The sequence below is a fragment of the Moraxella lacunata genome (assembly GCF_002027545.1).
Classification (GTDB): Bacteria; Pseudomonadota; Gammaproteobacteria; order Pseudomonadales; family Moraxellaceae; genus Moraxella; species Moraxella lacunata.
The window spans coordinates 1-19,309 of the sequence record NZ_MXAN01000018.1; the positions used below are offsets into that span (position 1 = coordinate 1).

Genomic DNA, 19,309 nt, shown 5'->3' on the forward strand with positions numbered 1-19,309 from the left:
CTGTACAGGGGGTAGGCAATCGGTTCGTAATGTCTTGTACAATGCCACCAATGTGGCAAGACAACATGAACCTAAATTTAAACAGTTTTATGAGCGTTTGATAAACAAAGGCAAACCATTTAAAGTTGCCATCAACGCTTGTATGCGTAAACTTCTAACCGTCATTAACGCCATTGTCAAAAATGACAGTGTGTGGCAGGCAGATTATCATCTACGTTGTTGTTAATCTGCTGTGTTGAATGATTGTTGAAGGCTGTGTCTTTTTTATGGGATACAGTTGCTACTGCCAATGGGTGTGTTTTGAAGTTAAATGACTGTAAATAAAATGGACTATTTTTAAAATATTATGTTAAATAAAAACATCAACTTCATTTTAAGAGACATAAAAAAGCCCGCCTAAGCGAGCTTTTTTCTTGTTGGAGATTATTCACTTTGACCAAATTCACTGGCAAATGCCGCCGCAAAGTCATCTTTGGCATCTGTTCCAGCCAGTAGCGGGTCGGCAGGCTTGGTGTACGGGTCTTCGGTTACGGTAATGACCGGCTCCAAACCACGCTCGGCAAGGCGTTGGCGGTTTTGATGATACGCCAAACCCGTACCAGCAGGAATCAAGCGACCAACCACCACGTTCTCTTTGAGACCAGACAAATCGTCCACTTTACCCATCGTTGCCGCCGCCGTCAAGACACGTGTGGTCTCTTGGAATGAAGCTGCCGAGATAAACGACTCAGTGGCAAGTGATGCTTTGGTGATGCCCAGTAGCTGACGCTCATAGACGATTGGGAATTTGTCATTGGCGATAAGCTCTTCGTTCAAGGCACGCACTTTGGTGTATTCCACTTGGTCGCCTTTGAAATAGCTAGAATCGCCACCGTCAATCACTTCTACCTTGCGGAGCATTTGACGAACGATAACCTCGATGTGTTTATCGTTAATCTTCACGCCTTGTAAACGGTAAACTTCTTGAACTTCATTAACCACGTAATTTGCCAATGCTGTCTCGCCTTTTAAGCGTAAGATGTCATGTGGGTTTTGCGGACCATCAGAGACAATCTCGCCACGCTCGACATGTTCGCCCTCAAAGACGTTGATTTGACGCCATTTTGGAATCAACTCTTCGTGTTCGTTACCCTCTTCATCGGTGATGACAAAGCGATTTTTGCCTTTGGTTTCTTTACCAAATGACACCGTACCACTCACTTCTGCCATGATGGCGTGGTCTTTTGGTTTACGAGCTTCGAACAAATCAGCCACTCGTGGCAGACCACCGGTGATGTCCTTGGTACCCGATGTGGCTTGTGGCACACGACCGAGTACCGAACCTGCGGTTACCGTCTCACCCTCTGACACACGAATCACAGTCTCAGCAGGTAGGAAATACACCACTTCACGCCCGTCTGTCGTGTCCAAGATAATGGCAAGGCGTAAGTCTTTGGAGAGACTTGGACGGTCTTTACTTGCCAAAATCTCAAAGGAGCTCATGCCCGTGGTTTCATCCACCTTAACCGTTGCGGTCATGCCATCGGCAATATCACTAAATCGTGCCGTACCAGCAAACTCAGTAATGATTGGGTGGGTGTGCGGATCCCATTTGGCGATAACATCGCCTGCACCCACTTCGGCACCGTCACGCACCAAGATGTTAGAACCATAAGGCACTTTATAACGTTCACGCTCACGACCTTGGGCATCTGCCACACCAATCTCTGCCGAACGGGATACAACCACCAAATGACCATCAGCATGTTCTACAGTCTTCATGTTATGGAAACGTACCGTACCGTTATTACCCACTGATACGCTGTTATCTACTGATGCTGCACTTGCCGCACCGCCCACGTGGAACGTACGCATGGTCAGCTGTGTACCTGGTTCACCGATAGACTGAGCCGCCATAACACCGACTGACTCGCCGATATTTACAAGATGACCGCGAGCCAAATCACGACCATAACACTTAGCACACACGCCTTGCGTTGCTTCACAGGTGATGACCGAACGTACGTACACCTCATCAATGGCGTTATTATCTAGCACTTCGACCAGACGCTCATCAATCAGCGTACCTGCAGGGATAACCACCTCACCATCATGATTGATGACATCTTTGGCGGTCACACGACCTAACACACGGTCACCCAAACGCTCAACAATCTCGCCACCATCAATCACAGGGGTTATGAACTGTCCCGCGTCGGTGCCACAGTCATCATGCGTAATCACCAAATCCTGTGCTACGTCTACCAAACGACGGGTCAGATAACCCGAGTTAGCGGTTTTTAGGGCGGTATCGGCAAGACCTTTACGGGCACCGTGCGTTGAGATAAAGTACTGGAGTACCGTCAAGCCTTCACGGAAATTCGCTTTAATCGGTGTCTCAATGATAGAGCCGTCTGGTTTTGCCATCAAACCACGCATACCAGCAAGCTGACGAATCTGTGTAGCACTACCACGAGCCCCAGAGTCTGCCATCATGTAGATGGAGTTAAAAGATTTTTCCCTCTCAATCTCACCTTGACTGTTTACCACTTCATCGGTCGATAAGTTATCCATCATCGCATTGGCGATTTTATCAGATGTACGAGACCAAATATCAACCACTTTGTTATAGCGTTCACCTGCGGTGACAAAACCGCCCTCAAACTGCTGTTCAATCTCACGTACCTCGGCGTCCGCAGCATCGACAATCTCTTTTTTGTTTGGTGGAATCACCATGTCTTCCATACCGATTGAGATGCCTGATAGGGTCGCTTGGGCAAAGCCTAGATACATCAAATGGTCAGCGAACAGAACAGACTCTTTAACACCCAGTTTGCGATAGCATGAGTTTAGTAGCTTAGAGATGTTTTTCTTAGTCATCTCTTTGTTGCATTCTTCAAATGCCATGCCCTCTGGCATGATGTTCCAGATAAGCAAACGACCTGCAACCGTGTCTTTGATTTCGGTTTTGGTTGTTTTCTCGCCAGTTTTTTCATCCAAAATCGTCTCGGTAACACGCACTTTGATTTTGGCATTGACAGATAAGTCATCAGAACCGATGGCACGCAAAGCTTCATTGACCGTGCTAAACGCCATATTTTCGCCTTTGGCATTGACATGACTACGGCTGATGTAGTACAAACCAAGTACCACGTCTTGTGATGGCACAATAATCGGCTCACCATTGGCAGGCGATAGGATATTGTTGGTAGACATCATCAAGGCACGAGCTTCAAGCTGAGCTTCTAGGGTTAATGGCACGTGTACCGCCATTTGGTCACCGTCAAAGTCAGCATTAAATGCCGCACACACGAGTGGGTGGAGCTGAATGGCTTTACCTTCAATAAGCACAGGCTCAAAGGCTTGCAAGCCTAGACGATGAAGTGTTGGGGCACGGTTCAGTAGCACAGGATGTTCACGAATGACACTTGCCAACATATCCCACACCACAGGTTCTTCACGCTCTACCATTTTTTTGGCAGCTTTGATAGTCTGAGCAATGTTGTTTTGCAATAATTTGGCATAAGTAAATGGCTTAAACAACTCTAATGCCATTTTCTTAGGCAGACCGCATTGGTGTAGACGTAGGGTTGGACCTACCACAATCACCGAACGACCTGAGTAGTCCACACGTTTACCCAAAAGGTTTTGACGGAAGCGACCTTGCTTACCTTTAATCATGTCCGCAAGCGACTTTAATGGACGCTTGTTTGAACCTGTAATAGCACGACCACGACGACCGTTGTCAAGCAAGGCATCAACCGCTTCTTGGAGCATACGCTTCTCATTACGCACGATGATGTCAGGGGCGTTGAGCTCCAACAGACGTTTTAGACGGTTGTTACGGTTAATGACACGGCGATACAAATCGTTCAAATCAGACGTGGCAAAACGACCACCTTCAAGTGGCACCAATGGACGCAAATCAGGCGGTAATACAGGCAATACGGTCATTACCATCCATTCAGGCTTATTACCCGAATCACGGAACGCTTCTAACAGTTGCAAGCGTTTTGACATCTTTTTAAGTTTGGTCTCAGAGCCCGTTTGGGGAATGGTCGCACGGAGCTCATCAATCTCACCATCGACATCAATGTCTTTTAGCAAGTCTTGAACCGCTTCTGCACCCATCTTAGCAATAAACTCATCGCCATATTGTTCTAGGGCATTAAAATATTGCTCATCATCTAGCAGTTGATATTTTTCAAGCCCTGTCATGCCAGGGTCGGTAACGATATAGCTTTCAAAATACAGCACACGCTCGATATCACGCAGAGTAATATCAAGCAATAGACCGATACGGCTTGGCAGGGATTTTAAGAACCAAATATGTGCCACAGGACTGGCAAGCTCAATATGACCCATGCGATCTCGGCGAACTTTGGCGACAGTGACTTCTACGCCACATTTTTCACAAATAATGCCTTGGAATTTACGGCGTTTGTATTTACCGCACAAACATTCAAAATCCTTGACAGGCCCAAAGATTTTGGCACAAAACAGACCGTCACGCTCAGGCTTAAAGGTGCGGTAGTTAATGGTTTCGGGTTTTTTGACTTCGCCATGCGACCATGATTTGATGGTATCAGGGCTTGCCAAAGAAATTTGAATGCTGTCAAACTCTTTTACCCCGCCATCAGCAGGGCCTTTCATGATGTCTAATAAATCTTTCAAATGACTTCTCCGCTTAGTTTTATGTCATCGCAAGCTAGTGCTCATCAACGACAAGCACCCAACTTAACAGCAATTACTTTTTCTCTTTTAGGTCAATGTTAATACCCAAAGAGCGAATTTCTTTGGTTAGTACGTTAAATGACTCAGGCATGCCCGGATTCATGTACTGCTCGCCGTCCACGATGTTCTTATACATGCGAGTACGACCCTCAACGTCATCCGATTTCACAGTCAGCATTTCTTGCAAGGTATAGGTTGCACCATATGCCTCCAACGCCCACACTTCCATCTCACCGAAACGCTGACCACCGAACTGAGCTTTACCACCAAGTGGTTGCTGAGTAACCAGTGAGTAAGAACCGGTAGAACGAGCATGCATCTTATCATCAACCAAGTGGTTAAGTTTTAGCATGTACATGTAGCCAACCGTGACGGGGCGGTCAAACTTCTTACCGGTGCGTCCGTCATATAGCGTTTGCTGACCTGATTTATCAAGCCCTGCTAGCTCTAACAGCTCTTTGATTTGGGTTTCTTTGGCACCATCAAAAACTGCCGTACCCATTGGCACACCAGCACGCAAATTCTCAGCCATGGCTAGGATGTCTTCATCGGACAAACTGTCCAAATCCACCTGCTCGCCACCGACTTGATTATAAATCTTATCTAAGAATTCACGCAACTCGCCAACAGCAGCTTGTGAGCGTAACATGGCGTTAATCTTATCACCCAAGCCACGTGCCGCCATGCCCAAATGGGTCTCCAACACCTGACCGATATTCATACGAGATGGTACGCCCAGTGGGTTTAGCACGATGTCCACCGGATTGCCGTTTTCGTCATAAGGCATGTCTTCAACCGGCATGATGCGAGAGACAACACCCTTGTTACCATGACGACCAGCCATTTTATCACCAGGTTGGATACGACGTTTTACCGCCAGATAGACCTTCACGATTTTTTGGACACCGTGAGCCAAATCATCGCCTGCGGTTAGCTTGGCTTTTTTCTTGGCAAACTTCTCATCAATCTCTTTTTGCTTGTCGGTTAGATAGTCAGCAATTTGCGTTAGGCGTTCAGAGATTTCTTCTTCGGCAGGTTGGATGTCAAGCAAAGTCTCTAAGGGCAAACTCTCCATGTCAGCACCTGTCAGTACTGTACCTGCTTTAAAGCCTGCACCGCCTGAGACTTTTTTGCCATCTAGCAACGTGATGATACGACCACGTGCCGCTGCTTCAAAAATCACCAGCTCTTCTTTTAGGTCTTTACGATAATCATCAAGCATTGCTTTTTCAATGGCTTTGGCACGGCTGTCTTTTTCCAATCCATCACGGGTAAAGACTTGCACGTCAATAACCGTACCTTTGGTTGATGATGGCACACGCAAAGATGTGTCTTTAACATCCGCCGCTTTTTCACCAAAAATGGCACGAAGTAACTTCTCCTCTGGGGTCAGCTGACTTTCACCTTTTGGTGTTACTTTACCAACCAAAATATCGCCAGCATCCACCTCAGCACCGATATAGACAATACCCGCTTCGTCAAGATTAGACAGAGCTGCCTCGCCCACGTTTGGAATATCGCCTGTAATCTCTTCTGGCCCAAGTTTGGTATCACGAGCCACACAAGTTAACTCTTGAATGTGAATCGTGGTGAAACGGTCTTCTTGAACCACTCGCTCAGAGAGCAAAATAGAGTCCTCAAAGTTATACCCATTCCATGGCATAAACGCCACACGCATGTTTTGACCCAAAGCAAGTTCACCCAAATCAGTAGATGGGCCATCAGCCAAGATATCACCACGAGCAATCACATCGCCAGCATTGACAATGATGCGTTGGTTAATACAGGTGTTTTGGTTGGAACGGGTGTATTTGATGAGGTTATAAATATCAATACCTGCCTCACCTGCGATCATTTCAGCATCATTGACACGTACGATAATACGACTGGCATCAACCTCTTCAATCACACCGCCACGCTTGGCGACAACACACACGCCACTGTCACGAGCAACATGGCGTTCCATGCCTGTACCCACAAGCGGTTTATCAGCACGCAAAGTTGGCACAGCTTGACGTTGCATGTTCGAACCCATCAAGGCACGGTTAGCATCGTCATGCTCCAAAAATGGAATCAAGCTCGCTGCTACCGACACAACCTGACGTGGCGATACGTCCATGTGCGTTACTTTATCGGGACTCATACGCACCGATTCGCCATGATAACGCACCATCACCATCTCTTCGGTCAGTTCGCCATGTTCGTTCATGGGTGAATCTGCTTGGGCAACAACAGCCCCAACCTCTTCAATGGCAGACATGTATTCAATGTCATCTGTTACCTTACCATCCACCACACGGCGGTAAGGCGTTTCTAAGAAGCCAAAGTTATTGGTTTTGGCAAAGACCGCCAATGAGTTAATCAAACCGATGTTTGGGCCCTCAGGCGTTTCAATCGGACACACACGCCCATAATGCGTGGTATGTACGTCACGCACCTCAAAGCCTGCACGCTCACGGGTCAAACCACCAGGACCTAGGGCAGAAACACGACGTTTATGCGTAATCTCTGACAGTGGGTTGTTTTGGTCCATGAACTGGGACAACTGTGATGAACCAAAAAACTCTTTGATGGACGCCGCCACAGGCTTAGAGTTAATCAAGTCTTGGGGCGATAGGTTGTCAGATTCGGCAGCGGTTAGACGCTCTTTGACTGCACGCTCCACGCGAGCCAAACCGATACGGAATTGATTCTCGGTCATCTCGCCCACCGAGCGGATACGACGGTTACCCAGATGGTCGATGTCGTCCACTTCGCCACGACCGTTACGAATCTCAATCAGCTCTTTTAGGACATCAATGATGTCTTGATTAGACAACACGCCCTGCTCACGTTGCACTTCAATGCTGTCGCTATCTACAAAATCACGACCCAAACGACGGTTAAACTTCATGCGACCAACGTTTGATAAGTCATAACGCTCGTGGCTAAAAAACATTGATTCAAATAGTTTTTCGGCAGTTTCCAAGGTTGGTGGCTCGCCTGGACGCATGACCTTATAAATCTCAATGAGTGCCTCTTCACGCGTGGTAATCGTGTCAGCACGCAGTGTGTCAGCGATATACGCCCCATGGTCGATGTCATTGGTAAATAGGATTTTAAAGCCTTTGATGTTCTTATCAGCCAGTTTAACTAGCAATTCATGGTCAATCAAGCTGTTGGCACGGGCAAGCACTTCATCATGATAAATCACGTCTTCGGCAAGGATACGCTCGTACAGATACTCATCAGGCACCGCCAATTTGGTCATGCCAGACGCTTGGATTTCCTTAATACGGCGAGCGTTAATACGCTTACCTTGCTCAACAATGACCTTACCCTCAGGCGAGACAATGTCAAACTGTGCCATCTCGCCTTGTAGACGCTCAGGCACAAGCTCAACTTCAAAACCATTGTCGCCTTTAAAGACATCTACGGTCTCAAAGAATGTGGACAAAATATCCGCAGTGTTCATGCCAATGGCACGCAAGATGATGGTTGCAAGCAATTTACGACGACGATCGATACGAGCGTACACCAAGTCTTTGACATCAAATTCAAAATCAAGCCATGAGCCACGATAAGGAATGATACGGGCGTTATAAAGTACTTTACCACTAGAATGTGATTTGCCTTTGTCGTGATCAAAGAACACGCCGGGGGAGCGGTGAAGTTGTGAAACAATCACACGCTCAGTACCATTAATGATGAACGTACCATTGTCGGTCATGAGCGGAATCTCGCCCATGTACACGATTTGGTCACGAATGTCTTTAATCGCTGCTTTGCTTTCTTTGTCTTTGGCGTCTTTGTCTTTGACCACTAGGCGAATCTTGACACGTAGGGGGGCGGCAAAGGTTGAGCCACGCATGATACATTCACGCTCATCAAACTCAGGCTCACCCAGATAATATTCGACGTATTGTAGCTCAGCATTGCCAGAATGACTGGTTATGGGAAAAATAGATGAAAACGCTGCTTGCAAACCGATGTTAGCACGGGCAGCAGGTTTTTTGTGTTCTTGTAAAAACTGCTCGTAAGAATCCACCTGAATGGCGAGCAAGTACGGCACGTCCATCACATCAGGCAGACGAGAAAAACTTTTACGAATACGTTTTTTTTCAGTATAAGAATATGCCATTAAGAATCCTTACGTTAAACTAAGAAAAGCACTCTGATTGAGTACCAGAAAACTACCAATCTTCAAAAATTAACTACTGCTCTTTTGCCCTACATTTTTAAATATCAAAGACACAAAAACACGCCAAACACGGTAACGCATTTAGCTTATCAAAAACTTTAAAAATATGGCTTGTGCATAGGGAGCGTTTGTCCTTTTTGAAGTGTGCTGACACCAGCTTAAAAGACCGTGCTAACACAAAAGGTCAAATACCCAATTATACAGTAAAAAACCCCATCTTGCAATAACAAAATGGGGTTTTTATCAAATTTCTTGTGCTAAATTGATGATTATCAATCTAAGAAAAATGAGTTAAGCGGTTAAACTTAGATTATTTAAGTTCAACAGAAGCACCAGCTTCTTCAAGTTTCTTCTTAAGCTCTTCAGCTTCAGCTTTAGAAGCACCTTCTTTAACAGTTTGTGGTGCACCTTCAACCAGGTCTTTGGCTTCTTTTAGACCTAGACCGGTAACTTCACGCACTACTTTAATAACAGCAACTTTCTTGTCGCCAGCAGAAGTGATAACAACGTTGAAGTCATCTTTTTCTTCAGCAGCACCGCCAGCGTCGCCACCAGCAACAGGAGCAGCAGCTAGAGCAGCAGCAGATACACCGAATTTTTCTTCCATCGCAGAGATAAGCTCAACGATTTCCATAACTGATTTAGCTGCGATAGCATCTAAGATTTGTTCGTTAGTTAGTGACATAGCAATTATTCCTATGAAATAAAGGTTGAATAAAAAGTTTGATTAAATAAAAGCGATAACCGATGTCTAAGATTAAGCGGCTTCGGCTTCCATTTTGTCGCGAAGAGCGGCAAGTGTACGAGCCAGTTTGCCCGCTGCGGCTTCTTTCATGGTACCCATCAGACGTGCAATCGCTTCGTCGTAAGTAGGTAGGGTTGCGAGTTTATCAATAGATTTTGCATCAATAAATTCGCCTTCAAAAGCTGCACCTTTGATTTCGAACTTGTCATTACCTTTGGCAAATTCCTTGAACAGACGTGCCGCAGCACCTGGGTGTTCATTTGAAAATGCAATCAAGGTAGGACCTACGAAAACATCATTCATGCAAGCATAGTCAGTACCTTCTAAGGCACGACGTAGTAGCGTGTTACGTACGATACGCATCTCAACGCCTGCTGCACGAGCTTGTTTACGAAGTTCGGTCATCTGACCCACTGTCACGCCACGAGAATCGGCAACAACAGCAGATAGGGCAACTTTGGCAGCTTCATTTACTTCAGCAACAATTGCTTGTTTGTCTTGAAGATTTAGTGCCATGGGTTGTCTCCATATTTATCACTAAGTGATAATTAATTTTACAAGCCAATATAAATAAAGACTTGCACCGAATATACGGCGAGATTTTCACCGTCTGCGTAGGCGAATGATTTTACCCATTCATTAGGCTGATGTTTAAGAATAACCACCAACACCTACGGTCTTAGACAGCACAACCCGTTGTGCTGAGCTAATGTCTTAAAATCTGTTTTTATGAGCAAGTCATGCGGGTAACTTGTCATAAAATTGCACCATTATAAGCGAAAAATCTCAAAAAGCAAGCAATTTGTGATTTTTCGCCCAAATCCATCAAGGATTATTTGTTGGCACGGTGTGGTACTGGGTCAATGGCAAGACCAGGACCCATGGTGCTAGATAGCGTAATCTTCTTGATATAAATACCCTTAGAAGTTGCTGGTTTAGCACGTTTTAGGTCATTTAGTAGAGCAGTTGCGTTTTGCTCGATTTGCTCACCAGTAAAGCCTACTTGACCGATAGAAGCATGAATAATACCTGCTTTATCTACACGATACTGAGCCTGACCTGCTTTGGTGTTTTTAACCGCAGTAGCAACATCGGCAGTTACTGTACCAACTTTTGGGTTTGGCATTAAACCACGAGGACCCAATACAGTACCCAACTGACCAACAACACGCATCGCATCAGGAGAAGCGATGACCACATCAAAGTCAAGGTTGCCCGCTTTAATGCTCTCTGCTAGGTCTTCAAAGCCAACAACGTCCGCACCTGCCTCTTTGGCGGCGTCAGCAACAGCACCTTGGGCAAATACCGCAACACGTTTGGTTTTACCAGTACCAGCAGGTAGGTTGGTCGCACCACGAACTACTTGGTCTGATTTACGTGGGTCAACACCTAGGTTGATGGCGATGTCGATAGACTCTTTGAATTTAGAGGCAGGTAGGCTGTTTAGAACCTCAACCGCTTCTTCGATGGTGTATAGTTTGTTGCTATCTACTTTTTCAGCAATTAGCTTTTGACGCTTGGTTAGCTTAGCCATTATACACCCTCCACATTAAGACCCATTGAGCGAGCAGTACCAGCGATGGTACGTACCGCTGCGTCTAGGTCAGCACCGGTCAAATCCGCTTCTTTGGTTTTGGCGATTTCTTCTAGTTGAGCACGAGTTACTGTACCAACTTTGGTTTTGTTAGGAACAGCAGAACCTTTGGCAATGCCAGCTGCTTTACGTAGCAATACTGCCGCAGGTGGTGACTTCATCACAAACGTAAATGACTTGTCATTAAATACGGTAATGACCACAGGAATTGGCAGACCTGGTTCGATGTTTGCAGAAGCGGCGTTAAATTCTTTACAGAACGCCATGATGTTCACGCCTTTTTGACCCAAAGCAGGACCAATAGGTGGTGATGGGTTTGCTTTGCCAGCAGGCACTTGTAGCTTGATGTAGCCATCAATCTTCTTTGCCATGAGAATACTCTCCAATGGTGGGTGATAACGCTAAAATAGCTCCCCGTGATGTTCAAATTTGAAAACACTTCCAAATTCACCTAAATTACAATCAGCTCGGTGCTGATTTGTATGTCAATCAAAAGCCCCGAACATCTGTTCAGAGCTAAAAGACTATTATAACAGGTTTTTATAAAAAATTAAACTGTTTTTTCAACTTTTGCAAATTCAATCTCAACGTCTGTTGGACGACTGAACACACTGACCGTCAAAGACAGTTTGGATTTTTCATAATCCACTTTTTTGACCATGCCTTTAAAGTCGGCAAAAGGTCCATCGATGATAAGCACTTCTTCACCTGGCTCAAACATGGTCTTCGGTCTTGGAGCGTCTGCACCTTTATTGATGCGGTTTAGAATGCGGTCAGCTTCTACTTTGGTGATGGGGGCAGGTTGGTCTTTGGTGCCACCGATAAAGCCTGAGATGTTCGGGCAGTCTTTAACCACATGCCATGTATCTTCACGCATTTCCATTTCAATAAGCACATAACCGGGAAATAGTTTATGTTCAACGGTGCGTTTTTTGCCATCACGCATTTCAATCACTTCTTCGGTCGGCACAAGCACATCACCGAAATACTCGGACAGCTCACTTCTTTTGATACGTTCAATTAAGGCACGTTGAACTTGTTTTTCATAACCTGAAAATGCTTGAATGATATACCAACGCATGATGATTTTCCTAATGATATAAGCCGATAAGAGATAAGATTAATGCAAAATAAACCCAAGTAGATAATTAAATAAATTATCTAAAAGCCACACGATAAAACCCACGATAATCATCACCACAATGACCTGCCATGTGTATTTAAAGGTCTCGTTTTTGGTCGGCCATGTCACACGGCGAAGCTCAATGCCTGCGTCTTTTAGCAATACTTTAAAGGCTCGTCCTTGATGGGTAAAGGCAAGGCAAATCACCGCCAACAGCACAAGTCCTGCCGTGATAAGCAGCTGAGTGATTGACTCGGTGGCAGGTGCCCAATAGCGTGGCAAATAAGTAGAAATCAAGGTAGAGCTAATAAGTGCCGAAATAGCGATGAGCCACAGCACGATATCCACACCAGAGCGAGTGGTTGCCACATCAACGACATTTTCTTCGGAGACGACAACGGCTTTGCGTTTATTTAGTAGGCTCTCGGCAGTGGCTTTGGCGTCTGCCAAGCGAGTTTCTAAATCGCTTTTGGTGTCGTTTTGGGGATTATTCTTATTGTCGCTCATGCAAAAGATTTCCTTAAAATAAGGAAGTGATGATTAAAAAAGGGGAAATAAAAAGATGGCAGGCGACGAGGGACTCGAACCCCCAACCTGCGGATTTGGAGTCCGCTGCTCTACCAATTGAGCCAGTCGCCTAAGGTTGTTAAGGACTGCTATTATATACATATTTTTGGTATTTGCAAGTACTTTTTGAACTTTTACTAAAATTTTTGACTTTATTTTTATCTCATTTGGTGCTAATATGGGGCATGTCAGACTCATCATGTTAAATCTTCATCATGTTAAATCTTTAATGATGCAATTAATTATTGATGACTTGATTTAAAAATTTAACTTGTAGTTGAACTGCCTTAAACCAAAACAGTCATTTTTATGACAGCACAACAGATGACAAAGGCAAAGATGCCCAGTTGTATTTTTAGGAAATTTATTTTAGGAAAATATCATGAAAACCCCTAGCTTGGCCTTGCTTGCCCTAACCTTATCGCTTAGTGCATGTACTGCCATCAGTCCTGTCCACGAACCAACAAAAGCCACCGCCATGACTCACACCAATCTAGTTAGCCCTTATGATTTTAATACCACGGTTAGTCGCCTAAAATCTGCCATCCAAAGCAAAGGCATGACTGTATTTGCCACCATTGATCATGCCAAAGCTGCCCAAGATGACGGTATGACCATGCAACCTGCCACCGTGATTATCTATGGCAGCCCCAAAGCAGGCACACCGCTCATGAAAAAAGACCCTGCCTTTGCCTTAGCATTGCCTTTAAAGGTGCTTATCACCGAAACGAACGGGCAAGTACAAGTCGTCTACACCCCTGCTGATGAGCTGATTAAAGGCAGTCAAATACAGCCGTCTGACGTGGCAAATACCCTTGCCAATGCTGAAAAATTGATTAAAACGGTGTTGGGGCAATAATCCAATACGGCAGTAAATTGGGTAAATTTCTTGCCCAATTTGCCATTGCCCTTTTTCTAATTATCCCTTTCTGGGCGACCCCAAATAAATGGCAAACATTACCAAAAACGCCCCGCCCCATTGCATGGCATCAATCGGTTTATCTAGCCAAAAATAATCAATGATGAGCGTGGCAACAGGTTCGGTCAAAAGTAGCAGTCCCGTCAAAGACAAAGCGATTTTGGGGATAGAATAGGCAATTAGCCCCCACGCCATACACTGCATGACCGCCCCATAGACGAGTATCCAGCCCCATTCGGGCAGGGTAGTTGGTAGGATTTTACCCACATCAAACATCAGCATGAGTGGCAATAGAGCCAACGCACCGCCCACGCCCACCAAAGTCATCATGGGGAAAATCGCCACATCTGCCACTTCATGCGTACGTCTGACAAAGGACATGGACACCGCCAAAAACGCCCCCGACAAAATCCCCGACACAAAACCCCACAAAGCGGACGAGTTGTGAGCAAATTCAGGGCTTGCGATGAGTGCCACGCCAATGGACGCAAGTACCAGGCTAAACAGTTGTAATTTGGTCTGTTTTTCGCCAAACCACGCAAAGGCGATGAATGCCAAAAAGAAAATCTGCAAGCTATTTAATAAAGTAGAAATGCCCGGCCCTACGGCATAGATGCTCTCATGCCAAAGCCCCAAATCAAGCCCCAACGCACCGCCTGAGATGAGTGCCAAGATGACCGCACGCCGTGAATTGGGGAAAGGCTGGCGAAATATCAGAGCAAGCGATAAAAAGATGAGTGCCGACACACTCAGTCGCCAAAACGCCATGGCATACGCCCCCACGCTATCCACATGGGCGACAATGAGACTGCCAAGCCCAAACAGCACACAGCCGATAACCAAACCTATCATGGAAAATAGGTTTTGGGTGTTGGGGATGTTTGTGTGGGGCATGGTAAGTCCTTTTTAATTACATAAATTTTAGCAAATAATGTCAATGCTAAATTTTAAAATAATACCTTGTAGGGGCGTGTTGAACACGCCCGTTTTTACATTGGCGTTTTGAAATCGGATAAGTAGTTTTGACAGGGTAAAATTATCATTTGACAGAGTATCGTAGGGGCAAATTGCAATTTGCCCTATCCAAATGTTAAAACAACAATTTACCAACAGTTTTAAACCTTTGTCAATACATAACCAATCTTTATAATCTACCATGTTCAGCAAGCAACGCCATAAACTCATCTTCGCCCACCACACGCACGCCAAGCTCATTTGCCTTATCTAGCTTAGAGCCTGCTTTCTCGCCTGCCAGTAGCACGCTGGTTTTGGCAGACACCGACCCTGAGACTTTCGCCCCCAACGCTTGCAAATGGGCTTTGGCTTCGTCTCGACCCATTGCCCCAAGCGTGCCTGTTACCACCCACGTTTGTCCGTCAAGGGGGGCGTTGCCTGTGTCCTTGATGACCGCTTGCCAATGCACGCCCAACGCCACCAAATCATCTACCACCGCCATGTTATGCTCGGCACGGAAAAACTCATGGATATTTTTGGCGGTAATCTCACCAATATCCACCACCTTTAACAGCTCGTCCACACTTGCCGATTGTAGTTTGTCAAGCTCGCCAAAATGCTCGGCTAGGTTTAGTGCCGTACTCTCGCCCACCCCACGAATGCCTAAGGCAAAGATAAAACGTGGTAGGGTTGTGGCTTTTGATTTGTCAATGGCGGATAACATATTGGCAACCGACTTTTCGCCCAAGCCTTCTAGGTTTTGCAAAACTGCCACCTTATCTGCCAGACGATAAATATCCGCCACCGTTTTAATCAGCCCCATGTCAAAAAACTTAATGAGCCACTGCGATCCCAAACCGTCAATATCCATGGCCTTGCGTGAAACAAAATGTATCAAGGCTTCTTGGGCTTGGGCGGTACAAACAAGCCCCCCCATGCAACGTGCCAGAGCTTCACCGTCTGGTAGCACCACGGGCGAATCACAGACAGGGCAAGCGGTCGGCAAATGTATCTCACGCACGTTGTCATCACGCAAATCCGTCATCACGCCTGACACCTTGGGAATCACGTCCCCTGCCCTGTGAATGCTCACGATGTCGCCTATCATGACCCCAAGCCGTCCAATCTCGCCGAAGTTATGCAAGGTAACGTTGCTTACGGTAACGCCCCCGACATTGATAGGGTCAAGTTTGCCCACGGGGGTGAGCTGTCCTGTCCGCCCTACTTGCCATTCTACATCCAGTAGGCGTGTTGTGGCGGTCGTGGCAGGGAATTTGTAAGCAGTCGCCCAACGTGGCTCACGACTTAAAAACCCCAAATCATCTTGTAAGGCAAGCGAGTTTAATTTAACCACCATGCCATCAATCTCAAAAGGCAACTCATCTCGCCCTGCTATGGTCGCTTGATAAAAGTCATCAATGTCTTGTAAATTTGCCACCACTTTAAAGGGCGACACATCAAACCCCTGTGCCTGCAAAAAACGCATTGCTCCACTTTGGGTTGTGATGGCATTGGGCAGACCTTGATTGACCGAATAACCATAAAAAGCCAATGGACGGGATTTGGCGATGGCAGGATTTAGCTGTCTTAATGACCCTGCTGCTGCGTTTCTGGGGTTGGCAAAGACCCTCTCGCCACGTTTACGACTTTGTTCGTTTAATTTTAAAAATCCTGCTTTTGGCATTAACACCTCGCCACGCACCTCTAAAAGATCAATGTCTTTGCAATCATCAAGCACGAGCGGCAGGTTACGAATGGTACGGACGTTGTGCGTGATGTCTTCGCCCACCTGCCCATCCCCACGAGTGAGTGCTTGACTAAATACACCATTGATGTATTTTAAAGATACCGCCAAACCGTCCAATTTAAGTTCCATTTCAAATTCAGGATTTTGGTTTTTGCCATCTAAACGCTCATTAACACGGCGGACAAAATTTGCCATGTCATCGGCATTAAACACGTTACCAAGCGACAACATGGGCAAATCGTGAGTAACTTGGGTAAAAAACGGCAAGGGCGTATCGCCCACATTATCAGTCGGGCTGTCTTGTTGTTTTAGCGTGGGAAAGTCATTTTCCAGCTGGACTAATTTGGCACGCAAACTGTCATATTCGCCGTCTGTAATGGTTGGGTTGTCTAGCACATAATAGGCGTGGTTATGGCGTTTTAGGGCGGTGATAAGCTGTCGCATTTGGGCGATAATCGCTGTATCGTCATTGGCAGGTGTATCGGCAGATAAGTTGGCAGAAGTAAATAAATCAGTCATGGTGTTTTTAGGATTTTAATTGAATAATTTAAAAATAGGTAAATTTTAACGTTTAAAAAACCGCCCTATCAAAGACGGCTTTTCAATCATGGTTGATTAACGGTAATCGGCAACTTTGGCACGCAGTTTTGCCAAATACGCCCCGTCCAAGATATAGCCTTCATCATCATGCACATCGGCATTGATGTCTTTGGCAATCATCTGGGCGACCGATACCATGCTATCAAAACCACGCAAGGCATGGGGGTGTGGCAAAGACAAGAACAGCGATAACGCACTAAAATGGCTGTCAGTCAAAGTGTTTAAATCAAAGCCTTCCACCGAACCATCATAACCCACGCCCAGCATGCTAAACCACAGCTTGCCCGTGCCGTCTTCACGCTCATAGCGATGATACATGTTCATCACGCCGTATTTTAGCCCATAGGCTCTGACGATATCAAGCACCGCCCTGCCTGAGAGTCCATTGTATTGGTCTTTGGGGGTGATGACGACCGTAACCGTCTCTTGGGCATTGAGCAAGGGGTCGTTGTCTTGGTCAAAGGCTTGCTGTTCTTCAAGATGACGGTCAAGCACAGGTGAGTTCTGGACAAAGTCACTTGACGGCTCGGTAAACCGCTCTTTTTTAATGGGTTCATCGGCTAGTATGTCGGCATCATCATCTTGGGGAGTGTTATGAGCATTAGAGTCTTGGCTTGCGACCATGGCAAGGCTTGACAGGGCGTCCGCTTTGGTCTCATCAGCCAACTCTCGCCCTGATTTGACGGGCTCGGCACTGACCGTCTCATCTTGGCTCTGTGTTTCCACTGATAGTGCCGACTGCCCCCGCTCATCTCGGGGCAAAATCGGCAAACCGTCCTTGTACGCCAATGTCTTGGTGTCGCCTTCAAAATCCTTGGCAAGCATACTGCGGATAATCAGCCATAGCCCCAGCAAAATGACCAATACAACGACTATCGTCAAAAAAGTACTCATAGCACCAAATCCCAAAAATCTTTTTCAAATAAATTTTGTTAGTTTATCACGCCTGTTTGATTTAGTCATCTACTTTGGCGGTAAAATTTTGGCATTTGGGCATAAAATTGGTATAGCAAAGCACACTCACAAATACCGCCCCACCATGTCCGCCATGAGCTGGATATGTAACTCATCGGTATTTAGAGCGGGGATATACTGATACGACTTACCGCCAGCGTTGATAAAGTTATCACGGTTCTCTACCGCCAGCTCTTCTAAGGTCTCCAAGCAATCAGCAGAAAAAGCAGGGCTTAGCACTTGCACCGACACGCCTTGATTACCCCATTCAGTCAGAAGCTCGTCGGTGTAGGGTTTTAGCCATTCCTGAGCCCCAAAGCGTGATTGGAAACTTATCGCCCATTCGTGTGTGCCAAGTCCTAGCTCGCTTGCGACTAGCACCGCCGTTTTACGGCACTCATCGGCATAAGGGTCACCTTTGTCAGCATAAGGCTTAGGAATGCCGTGAAAACTCATGAGTAGCCTGTCAGCTCGCCCATGCTCTGCCCAAAACTTACGAATACTATCCGCCAACGCCTGTATATATAACGGGTGGTCGTGATAATCTCTGGTAAACTGCACGGCGGGCATATTACGCTTTTTCATGCAATACTCTGCCACTTTATCAAACACCGCCCCTGTGGTCGTTGCCGAATATTGTGGGTACAACGAAAAGACGATAAAGTCATCATAGCCTTTATCTTCTAAATCCGCCATGACCGCCTTGATGTTAGGATTGCCATAAGTAGTCGCAGGAAAAACAGGGACGTTTTTGCCCTGCTTGGCAAGGTGGTCTTCAAGCAGGCTTGCTTGCTGTTTTAAAATCGTTAGCAGGGGTGAGCCGTCTTGTGTCCATACGCTTTGATACGCATGAGCGACACGTTTGGGACGGGTGGTTAATACAAACAGATTAAGGATAATTTTCCAAATAAAGGATGGAATTTCAATCACCCGAGTATCGGACAAAAACTCACGCAAATAACGGCGAACGCCCTGTGGGGTGGGTTCGTCAGGCGTGCCTAGATTGACAAGGATAATGGCGGTTTTCATGAATGTTTATCATTTAAAAGTTTAACTTAGTTTATCATTTTTTGGTAAAATTGCGAGAATTATTTGATAAATTTTATCATTGAGAAATTTAATAGACCCCTTTCCAAACCAACAACACATCATGTTATAATACCCATTTAACCTTAAAAAACCAAGACATGACACCCAAGCAAGCTGAAAAACT

The 19,309-nt window shown here is 45.9% G+C and carries 13 protein-coding genes, 1 tRNA gene and 1 pseudogene; 2 read left to right on the forward strand and 13 right to left on the reverse strand.

Annotated features, from left to right (window positions below):
- Positions 1–226, forward strand: a pseudogene (locus B5J94_RS14045) (hypothetical protein); the annotation flags it as partial.
- A gap of 197 nt (positions 227–423) precedes the next feature.
- Here the strand turns inward: B5J94_RS14045 and rpoC are convergent.
- The 9 genes from rpoC to B5J94_RS03605 all read right to left on the reverse strand — a co-directional run bounded on the left by rpoC (position 424) and on the right by B5J94_RS03605 (position 12,994).
- Positions 424–4,653 carry a DNA-directed RNA polymerase subunit beta' gene (rpoC, locus tag B5J94_RS03565; protein WP_062498955.1) on the reverse strand — a complete coding sequence of 1,410 codons (4,230 nt, stop codon included), beginning with the start codon at positions 4,651–4,653 and terminating at the stop codon, positions 424–426.
- 73 nt (positions 4,654–4,726) lie between these two features.
- Entirely contained in the window at positions 4,727–8,833 is a 4,107-nt protein-coding gene (gene rpoB, locus B5J94_RS03570; RefSeq protein ID WP_062498954.1) for a DNA-directed RNA polymerase subunit beta, read from the reverse strand.
- A gap of 370 nt (positions 8,834–9,203) precedes the next feature.
- Positions 9,204–9,578, reverse strand: coding sequence for a 50S ribosomal protein L7/L12 (rplL, locus tag B5J94_RS03575; RefSeq protein ID WP_062498953.1), 375 nt, complete (start codon positions 9,576–9,578; stop codon positions 9,204–9,206).
- Positions 9,579–9,650: 72 nt separating this feature from the next.
- A complete protein-coding gene (gene rplJ, locus B5J94_RS03580) occupies positions 9,651–10,154 on the reverse strand; it encodes a 50S ribosomal protein L10 (RefSeq protein ID WP_029102311.1) in 504 nt (167 codons plus the stop codon).
- Between the two features lie 316 nt (positions 10,155–10,470).
- Entirely contained in the window at positions 10,471–11,172 is a 702-nt protein-coding gene (rplA, locus tag B5J94_RS03585; RefSeq protein ID WP_062498952.1) for a 50S ribosomal protein L1, read from the reverse strand.
- Positions 11,172–11,603, reverse strand: coding sequence for a 50S ribosomal protein L11 (gene rplK, locus B5J94_RS03590; RefSeq protein WP_062498951.1), 432 nt, complete (start codon positions 11,601–11,603; stop codon positions 11,172–11,174). The genes rplA and rplK overlap by 1 nt, the downstream gene beginning before the upstream one ends.
- A 179-nt stretch (positions 11,604–11,782) precedes the next feature.
- Positions 11,783–12,316 carry a transcription termination/antitermination protein NusG gene (gene nusG, locus B5J94_RS03595; protein WP_062498950.1) on the reverse strand — a complete coding sequence of 178 codons (534 nt, stop codon included), beginning with the start codon at positions 12,314–12,316 and terminating at the stop codon, positions 11,783–11,785.
- A 36-nt stretch (positions 12,317–12,352) separates the two neighbouring features.
- Entirely contained in the window at positions 12,353–12,862 is a 510-nt protein-coding gene (gene secE, locus B5J94_RS03600; protein WP_062498949.1) for a preprotein translocase subunit SecE, read from the reverse strand.
- 56 nt (positions 12,863–12,918) lie between these two features.
- A tRNA-Trp gene (locus B5J94_RS03605) sits at positions 12,919–12,994 on the reverse strand.
- A gap of 310 nt (positions 12,995–13,304) precedes the next feature.
- On the opposite strand from B5J94_RS03605, the gene B5J94_RS03610 reads away from it, so the two are divergent.
- Positions 13,305–13,781 (forward strand): DUF302 domain-containing protein, encoded by a 477-nt coding sequence (locus B5J94_RS03610; RefSeq protein WP_062498948.1) that lies wholly within the window; start codon positions 13,305–13,307, stop codon positions 13,779–13,781.
- A gap of 60 nt (positions 13,782–13,841) precedes the next feature.
- Here B5J94_RS03610 and B5J94_RS03615 read toward each other — a convergent pair whose 3' ends face one another.
- From B5J94_RS03615 to hemH, 4 genes are all read right to left on the reverse strand, one after another.
- On the reverse strand, positions 13,842–14,735 hold the full coding sequence (locus tag B5J94_RS03615; protein ID WP_062498947.1) for a DMT family transporter: 894 nt from the start codon (positions 14,733–14,735) through the stop codon (positions 13,842–13,844).
- A 250-nt stretch (positions 14,736–14,985) separates the two neighbouring features.
- The gene (ligA, locus tag B5J94_RS03625) at positions 14,986–17,061 is read right to left on the reverse strand and encodes an NAD-dependent DNA ligase LigA (protein WP_062498945.1); all 2,076 of its coding nucleotides are present in this window, start codon (positions 17,059–17,061) and stop codon (positions 14,986–14,988) included.
- A gap of 96 nt (positions 17,062–17,157) precedes the next feature.
- Positions 17,158–18,036 (reverse strand): cell division protein ZipA C-terminal FtsZ-binding domain-containing protein, encoded by an 879-nt coding sequence (locus B5J94_RS03630; RefSeq protein WP_062498944.1) that lies wholly within the window; start codon positions 18,034–18,036, stop codon positions 17,158–17,160.
- Positions 18,037–18,162: 126 nt separating this feature from the next.
- Positions 18,163–19,125, reverse strand: coding sequence for a ferrochelatase (gene hemH, locus B5J94_RS03635; RefSeq protein WP_062498943.1), 963 nt, complete (start codon positions 19,123–19,125; stop codon positions 18,163–18,165).
- Positions 19,126–19,309 lie beyond the last annotated feature (184 nt).

What these genes read in the sequence shown, in the direction of transcription:
- rplA (WP_062498952.1), bottom strand. Translation starts at nt 11,172, where the DNA reads ATGGCTAAGCTAACCAAGCGTCAAAAGCTAATTGCTGAAAAAGTAGAT.
- rplL (WP_062498953.1), bottom strand. Translation starts at nt 9,578, where the DNA reads ATGTCACTAACTAACGAACAAATCTTAGATGCTATCGCAGCTAAATCA.
- ligA (WP_062498945.1), bottom strand. Translation starts at nt 17,061, where the DNA reads ATGACTGATTTATTTACTTCTGCCAACTTATCTGCCGATACACCTGCC.
- B5J94_RS03610 (WP_062498948.1), top strand. Translation starts at nt 13,305, where the DNA reads ATGAAAACCCCTAGCTTGGCCTTGCTTGCCCTAACCTTATCGCTTAGT.
- rplK (WP_062498951.1), bottom strand. Translation starts at nt 11,603, where the DNA reads ATGGCAAAGAAGATTGATGGCTACATCAAGCTACAAGTGCCTGCTGGC.
- rplJ (WP_029102311.1), bottom strand. Translation starts at nt 10,154, where the DNA reads ATGGCACTAAATCTTCAAGACAAACAAGCAATTGTTGCTGAAGTAAAT.
- B5J94_RS03630 (WP_062498944.1), bottom strand. Translation starts at nt 18,036, where the DNA reads ATGAGTACTTTTTTGACGATAGTCGTTGTATTGGTCATTTTGCTGGGG.
- B5J94_RS03615 (WP_062498947.1), bottom strand. Translation starts at nt 14,735, where the DNA reads ATGCCCCACACAAACATCCCCAACACCCAAAACCTATTTTCCATGATA.
- rpoB (WP_062498954.1), bottom strand. Translation starts at nt 8,833, where the DNA reads ATGGCATATTCTTATACTGAAAAAAAACGTATTCGTAAAAGTTTTTCT.
- hemH (WP_062498943.1), bottom strand. Translation starts at nt 19,125, where the DNA reads ATGAAAACCGCCATTATCCTTGTCAATCTAGGCACGCCTGACGAACCC.
- secE (WP_062498949.1), bottom strand. Translation starts at nt 12,862, where the DNA reads ATGAGCGACAATAAGAATAATCCCCAAAACGACACCAAAAGCGATTTA.